We start from the raw sequence: 14,664 nt of genomic DNA, 5'->3' as shown, positions 1-14,664 counted from the left end.
GTCAATCCCCCAGCACATGGGCCGCGCCGGGTGCGACCCGGAGACCGACCTGCTGGCCCGGTTGGAGGGCGGACATACCGTCAACCGCCGATTGGGCCCGTGCGATGAGCGGTGTTTCGTCTGCGAGAGCGAGGTGGTAATGCGTGTCCGTCCCGAAATAGATCGCGCTGCGAACCTCCGCTGGGATCGCGCCCTGTTCCTCCGGGGCGACGATCCGGATATGTTCGGGGCGAATGGTGAGGGTGACCTCCCCCCGCGCGGGCTCTTCGACGGGGAGCAGAAAGCCACCCGGCAGCCGGACGCCTTCACCCGTCGCGATGCCACGGAGGAGGTTGGTTTCGCCGATGAAGGCGGCGACGAAACGGTTTGCCGGGCGGGTATAGACCTCTCGCGGGGTGCCTGTCTGCTGAAGCCGCCCCGCGCTCATCACCCCGATACGGTCGGACATGGTCAACGCTTCCTCCTGGTCATGGGTGACGAAGACGAAGGTGATCCCGGTTTCCGTCTGAAGGCGTTTCAGCTCGACCTGCATCTCCTTCCGCAACTGCAGATCCAGCGCCGAAAGCGGCTCGTCCAGCAGAAGCACCTTCGGCTCGGGAGCGAGCGCGCGGGCCAGCGCCACACGTTGCTGCTGGCCGCCCGAGAGCTGGCTGGTCCGCCGTCCGGCGAGCGAGTCAAGCCTGACAAGCGACAGCATCCGCTCCGTCCGCTGCCGCTGCTCCGCCCGCGACCGCCCGAGCATCTTCAGACCGAAGGCGATGTTTTCCGCAACCGTGAGATGGGGGAAAAGCGCGTAGCTCTGGAACACGGTATTCACGGGCCTGCGGTTCGGCGGCAGATGGCTGATCGCCGCGCCGTCCAGAAAGATCTCTCCCTCCGTCGGCATCTCGAACCCCGCAATCATGCGCAGGAGAGTGGTTTTGCCGCAGCCGGATGGGCCAAGCAACGTGAAGAACTCTCCCTGCGCGATCTCGAGCGACACATCATCCAGCGCCCGGACGCTTGCCTCTCCCCGCCCGAATGCCTTGCTGACGCGCCGGATGGTGATCATGCTCTTTTCCGTCACGTCCCCGCCTTTCGCATCCGGCCATTGTTTCGGCGCATGTTCCGATCTTCCGGTCAGGGCCTGTTGGCTGGCAAGCCCCCAAAGGCCGCGGAAGCGGAGTCGCCCCGCCTCCGATGCAAGGTTGCACATTTTTGTATCGTTCGGGGTGGAAATCCCGCTTCACCCCGATACTTCCGCCGCGCTTTTGCGCGTATCCGGCGGGGACTCTGGCAGTGCTTCCTCCCGAAGCGGCGTGAACCCGCTCTTGCGGAGAATTTGCTCTCTCCGCTAGGGGTTGAGACCGGGAACGGATGGTGAGGAACATGAAGGGCGACGAGGCGATAGCACGCTTGCTGGACGGTGTGGAGCTTCGGTCTGCTCCGTTCATCGTCACGATCTACGGCGATGTGGTGGTGCCGCGTGGCGGAGTGCTCTGGACGGGCACGCTGATCGACATCTGCGCGCGCGTCGGGATCAATGAATCTCTCGTGCGGACGGCGGTCTCCCGTCTGGTGGCGGCCCGGCAGCTTGCGGGCGAGCGGGCCGGCCGACGGAGCTATTACCGTCTGGATGCGTCGGCCCAGACGGAGTTCGGCCATGCCGCCCGGCTGCTCTATTCGACCGAGAAGCCTCCGCGCGGATGGCAGGTTCTCCATGCCCCCGATCTTGCGGAGGTGGAGGCGAAGCGGCTCCGCCTAGGTCATATGGGCGGGTCTGTCTATATTCGGCCCGACCGGGATCAGGCGCCGCCGCCCGGTGCGCTGCTGCTGCGCGCGGCGCCGGTGGACAGCCCGGAGGCACTGGCACGCTTCTGGGATCTCTCCGCCTTGCAGGAGCAGTATCATGATATCAACCGCCGGTTCGAGGTGCTGCTGGATGCGGTGCTGAAAGGCGCGCTGTCGGATGAGGCATCTCTGGTGGCGCGGCTGCTGCTCGTGCATCTCTACCGCAACGTCCTGCTCCGCGATCCGCGCCTGCCGCCCGCGGCGTTGCCTGCCGATTGGCGGGGAACGGCGGCGAGGGCATTGTTCCGGCGCAGCTACCTGGCGCTTTCGGAGGCGGCCGAACGGCATATCGCCGCGAGCTTTGAAGGTCTTGACGGCCCCCTGCCCGCCCACACCCCCGAAAGCGATATGCGACTTGCCGGATTGAGCTAAAAAATCCATCACCTTCAGTGGCTTGTTCCGGTGACCCGCAATACATCACACAATTATCTATTTTAAGGCTTTTCATGTGATGTGTTATGGCGTATCAAGATCCGGGGACTGGCGAAGGGGGATTCGATCTCGCCGGTCTGCGGTCGCCGACTGTTTGCGGCACGATTCTGGAGGAGGTTAGGCCATGTATGCACAGCTCGTGAAATCCGAAGGCTCCAAGCATCGTGATGAGATGACGCCGCAGGAGCTCGCCTTTCAGGACCGCATCGACCGCGGGGAAAAGATCGAACCGAAGGAATGGATGCCGGACGGGTATCGCAAGACCCTGATCCGTCAGATCGGCCAACACGCGCATTCTGAGATCGTCGGCCAGCTGCCGGAGGGCAACTGGATCACCCGCGCGCCCACGCTTCAGCGCAAGGCCATCCTGCTCGCCAAGGTGCAGGACGAGGCGGGCCACGGCCTCTATCTCTACTCCGCCGCTGAGACGCTTGGCGTGAGCCGGGACGAGCTGCTGGAGAAACTCCACAGCGGCAACATGAAATATTCCTCCATCTTCAACTATCCCACGCTGACATGGGCGGACATGGGTGCGGTGGGCTGGCTTGTCGATGGGGCGGCGATCATGAATCAGGTGCCGCTGCAACGCACCAGCTACGGCCCCTACAGCCGCGCGATGATCCGCATCTGCAAGGAGGAATCCTTTCACCAGCGGCAGGGCTACGACATCATGATGAAGATGGCGAACGGCACGCCGGAGCAGAAGGCGATGGCGCAGGATGCCCTTGACCGGTTCTGGTATCCCTCTCTGATGATGTTCGGACCCTCCGACAAGGACAGCGTGCATTCCGCGCAATCCATGGCGTGGAAGATCAAGATGAACACGAATGACGAGCTTCGGCAGAAATTCGTCGATCAGACCGTTCCGCAGGCGGAATATCTGGGGCTGACCGTCCCCGATCCCGATCTGAAATGGAACGAGGAAAAAGGCGGCTACGATTTCTCCGAGCCGGACTGGTCGGAGTTCTTCGCCGTCATTCAGGGCAACGGCCCGTGCAACGCGGAACGCCTCGGCGCGCGCGTGAAGGCGTGGGAAGATGGCGCGTGGTTCCGCGACGGGCTGATGGCCCATGCGGACAAGGCCGCAACGCGGCGCTCTGCCATCGCAGCCGAGTAACCCGCGTCCAGCCAGAATATCCAGCCTCCCGGGAGGAGCAAGACATGTCCAGCGAATGGCCCCTGTGGGAAATCTTCATCCGTGGTCAGCACGGCCTCAATCACCGTCACGTCGGCAGCCTGCATGCGCCCGATGCGGAGATGGCGATCCGTAACGCACGCGACGTCTATACCCGGCGCAACGAAGGCGTTTCGATCTGGGTCGTGCGCTCGAACGAGATCACCGCTTCGTCGCCGTCCGACAAGGGGCCGCTGTTCGAGCCGTCGAACAGCAAGGTCTATCGTCATCCGACCTTCTTCGACATTCCCGAAGAAATCGGGCATATGTGATGGGCGTCGCGGTTGAAACGGTAAGCAGGGCCACTTTAGCCGAATGGCTTCAGCGGCTCGGTGACAATGCGCTGATCCTCGGACACAGGGTCTCCGAGTGGTGCGGCCATGCCCCCGCGCTGGAGGAGGATATCGCGCTCGCTAACCAGGCGCTCGATCTCATCGGTCAGTGTCAGCTCTGGCTGGAATATGCCGGCGAGGTGGAGGGCAAGGGCCGCAGCGCGGACGATCTGGCCTATCTGCGCGATGCCGGTGCCTTCCGCAATCTCTTGCTGGTCGAACGCTCGAATGGCGACTTCGGCCAGACCCTGATGCGGCAGTTCCTGTTCGACGCATTCCATCTGGAACTGATGGGCGCCTTGAAGGGCTCGACCGACATGCGTGTGGCGGAAATCGCGGCCAAGGCGGAAAAGGAGGTGGCTTATCATCTCGAACGCTCCGCCGATCTCGTGATCCGTCTCGGGGATGGCAGCGCGGAAAGCCGTGACCGGATGCAGAAGGCGCTCGACCTGCTCTATCCCTATACGGGCGAGATGTTTGCGGATGACGATCTCGACCGCGACGTTGCGGAGGCGGGCATCGCTCCGTTGCCCTCAAGCCTGAAGGACGCATGGGACCGCACGGTGCGGGATGTGCTGGCCGAGGCCACGCTGACCCTGCCTGCCGATGTCTGGCAACACGGCGTGAAGGGTCGTGGCGGCAAGCGCGGCCTGCACAGCGAACATCTGGGCTACATTCTGGCCGAGATGCAGTTTCTGCAACGCGCCTATCCCGGCGCGCGCTGGTGATGCGATGGACGGCGCTGCGCATCCCGATCTGGCAGAGGTCTGGCACTGGCTTTCCGAAGTGCCGGACCCGGAGATCCCGGTCATCAGCCTGACCGATCTGGGCATCATCCGCGACGTGGCGTGGGAGGGCGAAACCCTAGTCGTCACCGTCACGCCCACCTATTCCGGCTGTCCTGCCACCGCGATCATCAACCTTGATATCGAGACGGCACTGCAGAACCGGGGCATAGAACAGGTGCGGCTCAAGCGGCAGTTGTCCCCGCCCTGGACGACGGACTGGCTGACCGAGGAAGGCCGGCAGAAGCTCCACGACTACGGGATCGCGCCGCCTGTCGATGGCACCGCGGCGGACGGGCGGCTGGCGGGGCGGATCTCCCGGCTGGCGGGCAGCAGCAACCTGACCATTGCCTGCCCCCGCTGCGGCTCCGCCCGGACCGAGAAGATCAGCCAGTTCGGCTCCACGCCCTGCAAGGCGAGCTATCGCTGCCAGGATTGTCTGGAGCCTTTCGATTACTTCAAGTGCATCTAGGATGCCGAGGATACCCAAATGGCACGCTTCCATCCGTTGACCGTCACCGATGTGCGCCGTGAGACTCGCGACGCCGTTGTCGTCACCCTCCGCCCGCGGGAGGAGGACAGGGCACTGTTCGACTTCACGCAGGGCCAGTATCTGACCTTTCGCCATGATTTCGATGGCGAGGAGCTGCGCCGCAGCTACTCCATCTGCGCGGGGCGCGACGAGGGTTGCCTGAAGGTCGGGATCAAGCGGGTGGATGGCGGGGCCTTCTCCACCTGGGCCAACGAGATGCTGGGCGTCGGCGACCAGATCGAGGCGATGCCGCCCATGGGCCGGTTCTTCACCGAGCTGGACCCGCGGGCGTCCCGCCAGTATCTGGGCTTCGCGGGCGGCTCCGGGATCACCCCTTTGCTGTCGATCATCAAGACGGTGCTGGCGCGGGAGCCGGGGTCCAGGTTCACGCTGGTCTATTCCAACCGCCAGATCAACACGATCATGTTCCGGGAGGAGCTGGAGGATCTGAAGAACCTCTATCTCGGGCGGCTGTCCATCATCCATGTGCTGGAGCAGGAGGGACAGGAGATCGACCTGTTCACCGGCCGGATCGACGCGGAGAAGATGCGCGGGCTGTTCACCCACTGGCTTGATGCGGATTCAATAGACACCGCCTTCATCTGCGGGCCGGAGCCGATGATGCTGGCCATTGCGGAGAGCCTGCGCGCTCAGGGGCTGCGGGACGACCAGATCAAGTTCGAGCTTTTCGCCAGCGGACAACCGGGCCGGGCCAAGGCCCGTGCGGTGTCACGCGGGGCGGTCAACCCCGGTGCCGGCACGCAGGCGACGGTGACGCTCGACGGGGCGACCCGGACCTTCGAGATGCCGCGGCAGGGGCAGTCGATCCTCGATGCGGCGATCGCGGCCCAGATGGACGCGCCCTATGCCTGCAAGGCGGGTGTATGCTCCACCTGCCGCTGCAAGGTGCTGGAGGGCGAGGTGGAAATGGCGGTGAACCATGCGCTGGAGGATTATGAGGTCCGCGCGGGCTATGTCCTTTCCTGCCAGGCCATGCCGCTCAGCGACCGCGTCGTGGTGACCTATGATGAATGATGCGATGTCCGTAGAAGAGTATCTCGCACAGGGCGGAGTGCTGACGACACCTGACAACGTGCCCGCCCGCTACCGGGGAGAGCTTCTGCGTTTGATGTCCTCTTTCGTGGACAGCGAGCTTGCAGCCTCCGCCGGATTCGCTGCGTCGATCAATCATGCGCCCGGCATCAAGGCACGGATCGCCGCAAGCCGCATCACGTTGGAGAAGGCGGACCATGCGGAGCGGGTGCTGGCGGTGATGGCCAGCTTCGGCGCCGATGCGGCCCGCTACGAGACGACCCATGACTGGGCCGCCCGTCTGCCGCGCGATGCGGATCTGGGCCAAGCGCGACAGGAAGGCGATATGCGCCTTTCGGTTTTTCACTATCCGATCACCGGCTGGACGGATGCCGTGGTGATGAACGTGTTGCAGGGCTTGGCGACGGGTGTCCAGATGGGCGAGTTGACCCGGCTCTCCTATGCGCCGCTGGCCGAGGTGTTCCGCGCCATCGCCCCGCGTGAGAAGCGGCATCGGGAACTCGGATCGGAGGGCCTTGCGCAGCTCGTGCTTTCCGACCGGGAAGGTGTGCGTGTCGCGGTGGATTACTGGTGGCCCCGGGTCGGAGCGGGCTTCGGAGTGGCCGGATCGGACCGGTTCGCGACATTGCAGCGCTTCGGCCTCCGGCATGAGACGAATGAGGAGCTGCGCGCCCGCTGGGAGCAGTGCAGCAAGCAACATCTGGCCGATCTCGGCCTGTAATCCCGTGCGGGGATGACCCGCTGTCAGACCACGTTTGAGGAACCCCAATGACCGCAACCGTCCAGCCCCCGCGCCGTCTCGAAAGCTATGTCTGCGGCGCATGGGCGCCGGGTCAGAAGACGGGCGCCACCTTGCTTGATGCAGCCACCGGGGCGGAGGTCGCGACCATCGACTCCACCGGGATCGACTTTGCCGATGTGCTCGACCACGGACGGAAGGCAGGCGCAAGGCTGCGCGCCATGAGCTTCCATGACCGCGCCCTGATGCTCCGTGCGTTGGGGATGGCGCTGATGGAGCGGAAGGAGGAGTTCTACACCGAGAGCTTCCGCACCGGCGCGACCCGTGCCGATGGATGGGTGGATATCGAAGGCGGCATCGGCACGATGCTGACCTATGCCTCGAAGGCGCGCCGTGAACTCCCCAATGCCCGCGTGCTCACCGAGGGCGACGTGGAAGGGCTTTCCCGCGACGGCAGCTTTGTCGCCCAGCATATCCTGACCCCCCTTCAGGGCGTCGCGGTGCATATCAACGCTTACAACTTTCCCGTCTGGGGGATGTTGGAAAAGATCGCACCCAGCCTCATCGCGGGCATGCCCTGCGTGGTGAAACCGGCAAGCCAGACGGCCTATCTCACGGAACTTGTCGTGCGCCGCATCGTGGAGACGGGTCTTCTGCCGGAGGGCGCGCTTCAGCTCATCTGCGGCTCGGTGGGTGATATGCTCGATCACGTGACCGGGCAGGATGTCGTGACCTTCACCGGATCGGCTGCGACGGGCCAATCGCTCCGCGCCCATCCCTCCATCGTGGGCAATTCCACGCGCTTCACCATGGAGGCCGACAGCCTGAACGCCTCCGTCCTCGGGCCGGACGCGGTCGCGGGCACGCCGGAGTTCGACCTGTTCGTGAAAGAGGTCGCACGGGAGATGACGTCCAAGGCGGGGCAGAAATGTACCGCCATCCGGCGGGTCATCGCTCCCCGCAGTCAGGTGGAGGCGCTTGTGGACGCGCTGCGGTCGCGGCTCGCCAAGACGCCGCCCGGTCTGCCGGAGGACGAAGCCACCCGCATGGGCGCGCTTGCCAGCCTCGCCCAGCGAGAGGAAGTGCGCGCCCGGATCGCGGAACTTTCCAAGGTGGCGGAAATCGTCGCAGGCGATCCCGACACCGTCACGCTGGCAACGGGCGATGCGGACAGGGGAGCCTTCCTCAACCCTGTCCTGCTGCATGCAGCCCAGCCCTTCAGCGCCGCTGCGGTGCATGAGGTCGAGGCATTCGGCCCGGTCTCCACCGTCATGCCATACGACGATCTGGACGAGGCGCTGGCCCTTACCCGCATGGGCAAGGGATCGCTGGTCGCTTCCGTCTTTACCGACGACCCCCGCGTCGCGGAAGCAGCGGTTGTGGAAGCTGCCCCGTTCCACGGACGGATCCTCATCGGCAACCGCGCCTCCGCCAAGACCTCCACCGGCCATGGATCGCCGCTCGCGCCGCTGGTGCATGGCGGCCCGGGCCGCGCGGGGGGTGGCGAGGAAATGGGCGGGATGCGGGGCGTGAAGCATTACATGCAGCGCACCGCCGTGCAGGGGACGCCCCGTCTTCTCTCCGTCGTCACCGGGCGCTGGATGGATGGGGCGGAGGTGCGGAGCGATATCCATCCCTTCCGCAAGTCTCTGGAAGACCTGCAGATCGGCGACCAGCTCATCACCGCTGCCCGGCAGGTGACCCAGGAGGATGTGGAGCATTTCGCCGATTTCACCGGCGATACGTTCTATGCCCACATGGATGAGGCCGCGGCGAAGGCGAACCCGTTCTTCGATGGCCGGGTGGCGCATGGCTATCTTATCGCCTCGTTCGCCGCCGGGCTGTTCGTGGAGCCGAATCCCGGGCCTGTCCTTGCCAATTACGGTGTGGACAACCTCCGTTTCCTGACGCCGGTCTATTTTGGCGATACGCTTCAGGTCCGTCTGACATGCAAGGAGATCAATCCGCGCGCCAATGCCGACCACGGCGAGGTGCGCTGGGACTGCCGCGTCACCAACCAGAAGGGAGAGGTCGTCGCGCAGTATGACGTGCTGACCATGGTGGCGAAAAGCTGGCCGATGGCGGCCGCGCACGCGGCGGAGTGAGAGGATAGGGTCCGGCGACGAACCCGCCCTTCCTTCTACAGGCTGTCAGCGGACGGCGCGGATCCCTTCAAGGATCAGCGTCGTCGCCACGTCGGCGTAATCCTCGCGGCTGATACGTCCCCCCTCGCGGAACCACATGTACATCCAGTTCATCATGCCGAAGAGCGACATTGTGACCGGCGTGAGCAGCGGTCTTTCCCTGTCCTTCAGCTCCGGGTTCAACTGGTCGAGGACGGTGGAGAAACGGCGGACGATACGGCGTTCGATCATGAGAATTTCCTCTCGTTGCGCTTCGGAGAGGGTGGAGGCAGCATTGAGCTGCACCTTGTGTTCGTTATCTGCACCGCGATAGGCTTCCAGCACTGAACCGACAAGCTGGCGGAGACGTTGATCGGGAGAGAGTGCAGGGTCGTCCGCCTCTGCCACGACGCTGTCCAGCTCCGTCAGATGCGTGACAATGATGGCAAAGATCAGCGCGTCCTTGCCCGGATAGTAATGATAGAGAAGCGCCTTGGATACCTGCGCCTGAGCCGCTATCTGAGACATGGAAGCTTTGTCCATGCCTTGTTCGGCAAAGACCTGCGCCGCGCAATCAAGGATCACGCGCCGCTTTTCCTCAAAATCCTGCGCCCGCGTTCGCGCCATGGGTCGCCCCTCCTGACATCGCCCTGAGGCGGAGCAGTCCGCCGACCCAGCGTCGGCGGACTGATTTCAGCTTTTCGGCCGGTTGTCGATGACCCGCTTCGCCTTGCCCTCGGAGCGGGAGATACCCTCGCAGTCATGCACTTCGATCCGGGTGGAGACACCGACGATCGACTTGATGTGATGCGCAAGCTCCCTGGCGGATTTCGTGCGCGCGTCTTCTGCCGCGTGATCAGGCATGCATTCCACATGTACCGTAAGATTGTCCATCCGGCCGGATCGGGTGAGTTCGATCTGAAAATGCGGCGCAAGCCCCCGGCATTTCAGCACCTGCTCCTCGATCTGCGTCGGAAAGACGTTGACCCCGCGCAGAATGATCATGTCGTCCGAGCGCCCGGTGATCTTCTCGATCCGCCGCATGCTCCGCGCCGTACCGGGGAGAAGCCGGGTGAGGTCGCGCGTGCGATACCGCACCATGGGCAACCCCTCCTTGGTCAGCGTGGTGATGACGAGTTCACCCATTTCGCCGTCCGGCAGCGGCGCGCCGGTAACGGGGTCGATGATCTCGGGATAGAAATGGTCTTCCCAGAAATGCAGCCCATCTTTCGTCTCGACACATTCCATGGCCACACCAGGACCCATGATCTCCGACAGGCCATAGATGTCCACGGCATGCATGTCGAAGGCATCCTCGATCTCCTTCCGCATGGCGTTCGTCCACGGTTCCGCGCCGAAGATGCCGACGGCGAGGGAGGATTTGCGCGGATCGACACCCTGCCTGCGGAACTCGTCCAGGATGGAGAGCATGTAGCTCGGCGTTACCATGATGACGCGCGGCTCGAAGTCGTTGATGAGCGTGACCTGACGCTCGGTCATGCCGCCCGACATGGGAACGACGGTGCAGCCCAGCTTCTCCGCGCCGTAATGCGCGCCGAGCCCGCCGGTGAACAGGCCGTAACCATAGGCGTTGTGCAGGATGTCACCCGGCCGCCCGCCGCCCGCACGGATGGACCGCGCGATCAGCCCCGCCCAGACGTCGATGTCGTTTTGCGTGTACCCCACCACGGTGGGTTTGCCGGTCGTGCCGGACGAGCCGTGTATCCGGGCGAGCTTCTCCCGCGGGACCGCGAACATCCCGAAGGGATAAGTATCGCGGAGCTCCTGCTTCACCGTGAACGGGAATTTCGCCAGATCCTTCAGCGAATGCAGATCATCCGGGTGCGCGCCTGCCTCATCGAACCGGCGGCGGTAAAAGGCCGAGTTCGCGTAGGCATGAGCCAGCGACCGCTTCATGCGATCGAACTGAAGGGCCTCGATCTCATCCCGCGAGGCGGTTTCGATCGGGTCCAGATCCTCTTTGCGAGGGGTCAGGTCTTCCATGGTGCTCCTCCCTTGGAGTGTCTGAACGCAGCGGACTCCCGTCAGTCTTCGACGGGCAGGTGTGTGCCTTTCACGCTGCGGGAATGGCCGCGGAACTCAGCAATATGCTCGCCGCGCTGATTGGTGATGCGAATGTCGTAGATGCCCGACCGGCCGCGGCGCGAGACCTCGCGCGCTTCCGCCGTGAGCACATCGCCCACCTGACCGGGCGCGATGTAGGTGATGGAGCAGTGCTGGGCGACAACGGCCTGATTGTAGCTGTTGCAGGCGAAGGCAAAGGTGCTGTCGGCGAGGGCGAACATGAAGCCGCCGTGGCAATTGCCGTGGCCGTTCGACATGGCCGGGGTCACCGTCATCGTCATCGTCGCCTCGCCGGGCGCCACGTGGCGAAGCTGCATGCCGAGCCCCTGGCTCGCCGTATCGCCCTGCCACATGGCGGCGGCGCAGGCCTTTGCCACTTCTTCCGGGGTCATCTGACTGACAGGTTTCATGTCAAAGCTCATTTTCCGACGAAGACCGGAGAGCGTTTTTCCAGAAAGGCGGTAACGCCTTCGGCGTAGTCCGCGCTCCGCCCCGCCTCTCGCTGACAATCGCGCTCAAGGTCGAGCTGCGCATCCATGTCATTGGTCGCAGCGGCCTGAATGAGCCGCTTCGTCAGGCCGAGGCCAAGCGTCGGGCCTGCGGCCAGGCTCTTCGCAAGGGTCGTGGCGACAGGCATGAGATCCGCATCGTCGACGGCCTGCCAGATGAGACCCCAATCGGCCGCCGTCTGCGCCATCAGCGGCTCTGCCGTCAGGGCGAGCGCCTTTGCCCGTGGTTCACCCAGTATCCGTGCGAGGCTCCAGCTTCCGCCCGCGTCGGGGACAAGGCCGATGCGTGAGAAGGCCTGAATGAACTTCGCCGAGCGGGCCGCGATCACGATATCACAGGCCAGCGCAATGTTGGCGCCCGCCCCGGCAGCAACCCCGTTCACCGCACAGACGACTGGTTTCTCCAGCGCGCGGATCAGGCGAAGGGTCGGATTGTACCATGTCTCCAGTGTCGCGCCGAGATCGGGGGCGTCCTCGGACTTGCGGGGATCCCGGTCGCCCAGATCCTGCCCGGCACAGAACCCCCTGCCCGCACCTGTCAGCAGCACCGCTCGAATCGCAGGATCGTCCGTGGCCCGCTGAAACCCCGCACGGAGCGCTGTGTGCATCTCCTCATTGAAGGAGTTCAGTTTTTCGGGACGATTAAGGGTCAGCGTCAAGACGCCTTCGGCCATTGCCAAGCCTACTGTCGATGTCATTTTCGTCTCCCGGCCCAATATCTGACGGGCCCTCCAAGAATCATGTTGCATACACCGACCGGTCGGTCAATGATAAAGCAGGGCGAGGGAGACGCCCTGGGGAGGCCTGCCATGACTGACCTGTTCGACAGCGAACGGCCAACACGTCCCTGCGCGCGCGTCCGTTCCGTCGTGCCGAGGTCGGGAAAATCGGCCGCCCCGCAAATAATCACCTGACAATAACGTTTCTGGGAGGAGAGACCGATGAAGAAGGCAATGACCACTACCGCGTTGGCTGGCCTGGCTCTTGGCGTGGCGGCGCTGCTGCCATCCGGTGCATCCGCGGAGATCAAGATCGGCGCCAGTATCTCCGCGACGGGACCTGCCGCCTTTCTTGGCGACCCCGAGGCCAAGACACTGCACATGCTGGTCGAAAAGGCGAATGCGGCGGGCGGGCTGGACGGCGAGCCGATCACGCTGGTGCTCTATGATGACGGCGGCGACCCCAACAAGGCCCGCACCTTTGCGACCCGGCTGATCGAGGATGACGAGGTCGTGGCAATCATCGGTGGAACGAGCACGGGCACGTCGATGTCGATCCTTGCGGTGGCGGAAGATGCGGAGGTGCCGTTCATCTCTCTCGCCGGGGCCATAGACATCATTCAGCCGGTCAAGCCTTTCACCTTCAAGACGCCCCATACCGATCGCATGGCCTGCCAGAAGATCTTCGAGGATATGAAGAAGCAGGGCTATACGAAGATCGGCATGATCTCCGGCACGGACGGGTTCGGCGCGTCCATGCAGGCCCAGTGCAAAGCGGTCGTCGGCGATTACGGTATCGAAGTCGTGGCAGACGAGACCTACGATCCCCGCGATTCCGACATGACCGCGCAATTGACCAAGATCAAGGGCACGCCCGGCGTGCAGGCCGTTCTGAACCCCGGCTTCGGGCAGGGGCCGTCCATCGTGACGCGGAACTACAAGCAGCTGGCAATCGGTCTGCCCTTCTATCAGTCGCATGGCGTCGCCTCGGCGGGCTTCATCGAGCTGGCCGGCGCGGAAGCCGCCGAAGGGATCCGCCTGCCCGGGACCGCGCTGCTCATCGCCGATCTGCTGGCCGACGGGGATCCGCAGAAGGCGCCGGTCACCAGCTACAAGGTGGCCTATGAGGCGGCGACCGGAACCCCTGTCGGCACATTCGGCGGCTATGCCCATGATGCCTTCCTGATCCTCACCGATGCGATCAAGCGTGCCGGGTCCACGGATCCGGGCGACATCCGCGATGCGATCGAGGCAACCTCCGGTCTTGCCGGGACGACCGGGATCTACACGTTCGGCCCCGAGGACCATCTCGGGCTCGATCTGTCGGCCTTCCGTATGCTGGAGATCAAGGACGGCAACTGGGTTCCGGTCGACTGACCGGATCGCGCCGGCCGAGAGATCCCGGCCCCCGGACGACAGCCAGTGCCCTGCTCCACGGCGGGGCGATCCTCAGGTTACCGCCCACGGGAGCAGCCCAAGTGTCGGAATTCCTACAGTTCATCTTTTCCGGTGTGACGGTCGGCGCGGTTTACGCGCTCGTCGCGCTCGGTTTCACGATCATCTACAACGCTTCCGACGTGGTCAATTTCGCCCAGGGCGAATTCGTCATGCTGGGCGGGATGATCACGTGGTTCGCTCACGCGGCGGGCGTACCTCTGCCGCTTGCCGCCCTGACTGCCATCTTGGTGACAGCGGCGGTGGGCGTGGCGATCAACAAGCTCGCCATCGAACCGGCACGCGGCGCGCCTGTGGTGTCGGTCATCATCATCACCATCGGGGTGTCGATCTTCATACAAGGCGGCGCGCAAGTGGTCTTCGACAAGCAGATCCACAGCTTTCCCGCGTTTTCCGGCGATACGCCGCTTCGCATCGGAGGGGCCACGATCCTGCCGCAGAGCCTGTGGGTCATCGGTGGCGCGATCGCGGTCTTCGTCGGGCTGTGGGCGTTCTTTACCAGGACGCTGCTGGGACGCGCGGTGCTCGCCACCTCCAACAACCGGCTGGCAGCACAATTGGTGGGGATCAACACGACCTTCGTGATGACCCTGTCCTTTGCGCTGTCCGCCGCCATCGGAGCGCTGGCCGGGGTGTTGGCGACGCCGATCACGCTCACGGCCTACAGTGTCGGGATCGGGTTCGCGCTGAAAGGTTTCGCCGCGGCGATGCTGGGCGGCATGGGCAATCCCAAGGGCGCGCTGGTGGGCGGCTTCCTGCTCGGGCTGATAGAGGCGCTTACCGCCGGTTACCTCTCCTCACAGTACAAGGATGCGGTGGCCTTCGTGATGATCCTGCTCGTTCTCTTCGTCCGGCCGCAGGGGCTGTTCGGGCGCAAATCGACAGAACGGGTCTGA

At 64.2% G+C, this 14,664-nt stretch carries 15 protein-coding genes; 10 read left to right on the top strand and 5 right to left on the bottom strand.

Going from position 1 to position 14,664, the window contains the following annotated elements:
* Window position 1: 1 nt before the first annotated feature.
* Window positions 2-1,066 (bottom strand): ABC transporter ATP-binding protein, encoded by a 1,065-nt coding sequence (locus tag RT513_RS02740; protein WP_409518392.1) that lies wholly within the window; start codon window positions 1,064-1,066, stop codon window positions 2-4.
* Window positions 1,067-1,368: 302 nt separating this feature from the next.
* On the opposite strand from RT513_RS02740, the gene RT513_RS02735 reads away from it, so the two are divergent.
* The 8 genes from RT513_RS02735 to paaZ all read left to right on the top strand — a co-directional run bounded on the left by RT513_RS02735 (window position 1,369) and on the right by paaZ (window position 8,982).
* Window positions 1,369-2,202, top strand: coding sequence for a PaaX family transcriptional regulator C-terminal domain-containing protein (locus tag RT513_RS02735; RefSeq protein ID WP_290689162.1), 834 nt, complete (start codon window positions 1,369-1,371; stop codon window positions 2,200-2,202).
* Between the two features lie 184 nt (window positions 2,203-2,386).
* On the top strand, window positions 2,387-3,379 hold the full coding sequence (gene paaA, locus RT513_RS02730; RefSeq protein ID WP_088214390.1) for a 1,2-phenylacetyl-CoA epoxidase subunit PaaA: 993 nt from the start codon (window positions 2,387-2,389) through the stop codon (window positions 3,377-3,379).
* 44 nt (window positions 3,380-3,423) lie between these two features.
* Complete coding sequence (gene paaB, locus RT513_RS02725) at window positions 3,424-3,708, top strand: 1,2-phenylacetyl-CoA epoxidase subunit PaaB (RefSeq protein ID WP_035709888.1); 285 nt, start codon at window positions 3,424-3,426, stop codon at window positions 3,706-3,708.
* Window positions 3,708-4,496, top strand: coding sequence for a 1,2-phenylacetyl-CoA epoxidase subunit PaaC (gene paaC, locus RT513_RS02720; protein WP_290689168.1), 789 nt, complete (start codon window positions 3,708-3,710; stop codon window positions 4,494-4,496). The genes paaB and paaC overlap by 1 nt, the downstream gene beginning before the upstream one ends.
* A 4-nt stretch (window positions 4,497-4,500) precedes the next feature.
* The gene (paaD, locus tag RT513_RS02715; protein WP_290689170.1) at window positions 4,501-5,025 is read left to right on the top strand and encodes a 1,2-phenylacetyl-CoA epoxidase subunit PaaD; all 525 of its coding nucleotides are present in this window, start codon (window positions 4,501-4,503) and stop codon (window positions 5,023-5,025) included.
* 18 nt (window positions 5,026-5,043) lie between these two features.
* Window positions 5,044-6,120, top strand: coding sequence for a 1,2-phenylacetyl-CoA epoxidase subunit PaaE (gene paaE / locus RT513_RS02710; RefSeq protein ID WP_290689172.1), 1,077 nt, complete (start codon window positions 5,044-5,046; stop codon window positions 6,118-6,120).
* Window positions 6,113-6,859 (top strand): Phenylacetic acid catabolic protein, encoded by a 747-nt coding sequence (locus RT513_RS02705; RefSeq protein WP_290689174.1) that lies wholly within the window; start codon window positions 6,113-6,115, stop codon window positions 6,857-6,859. The genes paaE and RT513_RS02705 overlap by 8 nt, the downstream gene beginning before the upstream one ends.
* A 47-nt stretch (window positions 6,860-6,906) precedes the next feature.
* Window positions 6,907-8,982, top strand: coding sequence for a phenylacetic acid degradation bifunctional protein PaaZ (gene paaZ, locus RT513_RS02700; RefSeq protein ID WP_290689176.1), 2,076 nt, complete (start codon window positions 6,907-6,909; stop codon window positions 8,980-8,982).
* Window positions 8,983-9,027: 45 nt separating this feature from the next.
* Here the strand turns inward: paaZ and RT513_RS02695 are convergent, their stop codons facing one another.
* The 4 genes from RT513_RS02695 to paaG form a co-directional block, all read right to left on the bottom strand.
* On the bottom strand, window positions 9,028-9,627 hold the full coding sequence (locus tag RT513_RS02695) for a TetR/AcrR family transcriptional regulator (RefSeq protein ID WP_088214395.1): 600 nt from the start codon (window positions 9,625-9,627) through the stop codon (window positions 9,028-9,030).
* Window positions 9,628-9,693: 66 nt separating this feature from the next.
* Window positions 9,694-11,004, bottom strand: coding sequence for a phenylacetate--CoA ligase PaaK (gene paaK / locus RT513_RS02690; RefSeq protein ID WP_290689179.1), 1,311 nt, complete (start codon window positions 11,002-11,004; stop codon window positions 9,694-9,696).
* A gap of 41 nt (window positions 11,005-11,045) precedes the next feature.
* Window positions 11,046-11,477 (bottom strand): hydroxyphenylacetyl-CoA thioesterase PaaI, encoded by a 432-nt coding sequence (gene paaI / locus RT513_RS02685; RefSeq protein ID WP_290689336.1) that lies wholly within the window; start codon window positions 11,475-11,477, stop codon window positions 11,046-11,048.
* 26 nt (window positions 11,478-11,503) lie between these two features.
* Window positions 11,504-12,292 carry a 2-(1,2-epoxy-1,2-dihydrophenyl)acetyl-CoA isomerase PaaG gene (paaG, locus tag RT513_RS02680; RefSeq protein ID WP_290689181.1) on the bottom strand — a complete coding sequence of 263 codons (789 nt, stop codon included), beginning with the start codon at window positions 12,290-12,292 and terminating at the stop codon, window positions 11,504-11,506.
* 243 nt (window positions 12,293-12,535) lie between these two features.
* Here paaG and RT513_RS02675 point away from each other — a divergent pair, with 243 nt between their 5' ends.
* Complete coding sequence (locus RT513_RS02675; RefSeq protein ID WP_290689183.1) at window positions 12,536-13,690, top strand: ABC transporter substrate-binding protein; 1,155 nt, start codon at window positions 12,536-12,538, stop codon at window positions 13,688-13,690.
* Between the two features lie 101 nt (window positions 13,691-13,791).
* Window positions 13,792-14,664: a branched-chain amino acid ABC transporter permease gene (locus tag RT513_RS02670; RefSeq protein WP_290689185.1), complete on the top strand. Its 873-nt coding sequence runs from the start codon at window positions 13,792-13,794 to the stop codon at window positions 14,662-14,664.

The sequence above is a fragment of the Haematobacter sp. genome, from assembly GCF_032102465.1.
Lineage (GTDB): Bacteria > Pseudomonadota > Alphaproteobacteria > Rhodobacterales > Rhodobacteraceae > Haematobacter.
The sequence above is the reverse complement of the archived record's forward strand: the minus strand, read 5'-3'. Positions and strand labels throughout refer to the sequence as shown.

Coding starts and splice junctions, on each gene's coding strand:
- RT513_RS02735 (WP_290689162.1), top strand. CDS start 1,369: ATGAAGGGCGACGAGGCGATAGCACGCTTGCTGGACGGTGTGGAGCTT.
- paaI (WP_290689336.1), bottom strand. CDS start 11,477: ATGACCCCGGAAGAAGTGGCAAAGGCCTGCGCCGCCGCCATGTGGCAG.
- paaC (WP_290689168.1), top strand. CDS start 3,708: ATGGGCGTCGCGGTTGAAACGGTAAGCAGGGCCACTTTAGCCGAATGG.
- RT513_RS02695 (WP_088214395.1), bottom strand. CDS start 9,627: ATGGCGCGAACGCGGGCGCAGGATTTTGAGGAAAAGCGGCGCGTGATC.
- paaB (WP_035709888.1), top strand. CDS start 3,424: ATGTCCAGCGAATGGCCCCTGTGGGAAATCTTCATCCGTGGTCAGCAC.
- paaE (WP_290689172.1), top strand. CDS start 5,044: ATGGCACGCTTCCATCCGTTGACCGTCACCGATGTGCGCCGTGAGACT.
- paaD (WP_290689170.1), top strand. CDS start 4,501: ATGGACGGCGCTGCGCATCCCGATCTGGCAGAGGTCTGGCACTGGCTT.
- paaZ (WP_290689176.1), top strand. CDS start 6,907: ATGACCGCAACCGTCCAGCCCCCGCGCCGTCTCGAAAGCTATGTCTGC.
- RT513_RS02675 (WP_290689183.1), top strand. CDS start 12,536: ATGAAGAAGGCAATGACCACTACCGCGTTGGCTGGCCTGGCTCTTGGC.
- paaK (WP_290689179.1), bottom strand. CDS start 11,004: ATGGAAGACCTGACCCCTCGCAAAGAGGATCTGGACCCGATCGAAACC.
- paaG (WP_290689181.1), bottom strand. CDS start 12,292: ATGACATCGACAGTAGGCTTGGCAATGGCCGAAGGCGTCTTGACGCTG.
- paaA (WP_088214390.1), top strand. CDS start 2,387: ATGTATGCACAGCTCGTGAAATCCGAAGGCTCCAAGCATCGTGATGAG.
- RT513_RS02705 (WP_290689174.1), top strand. CDS start 6,113: ATGAATGATGCGATGTCCGTAGAAGAGTATCTCGCACAGGGCGGAGTG.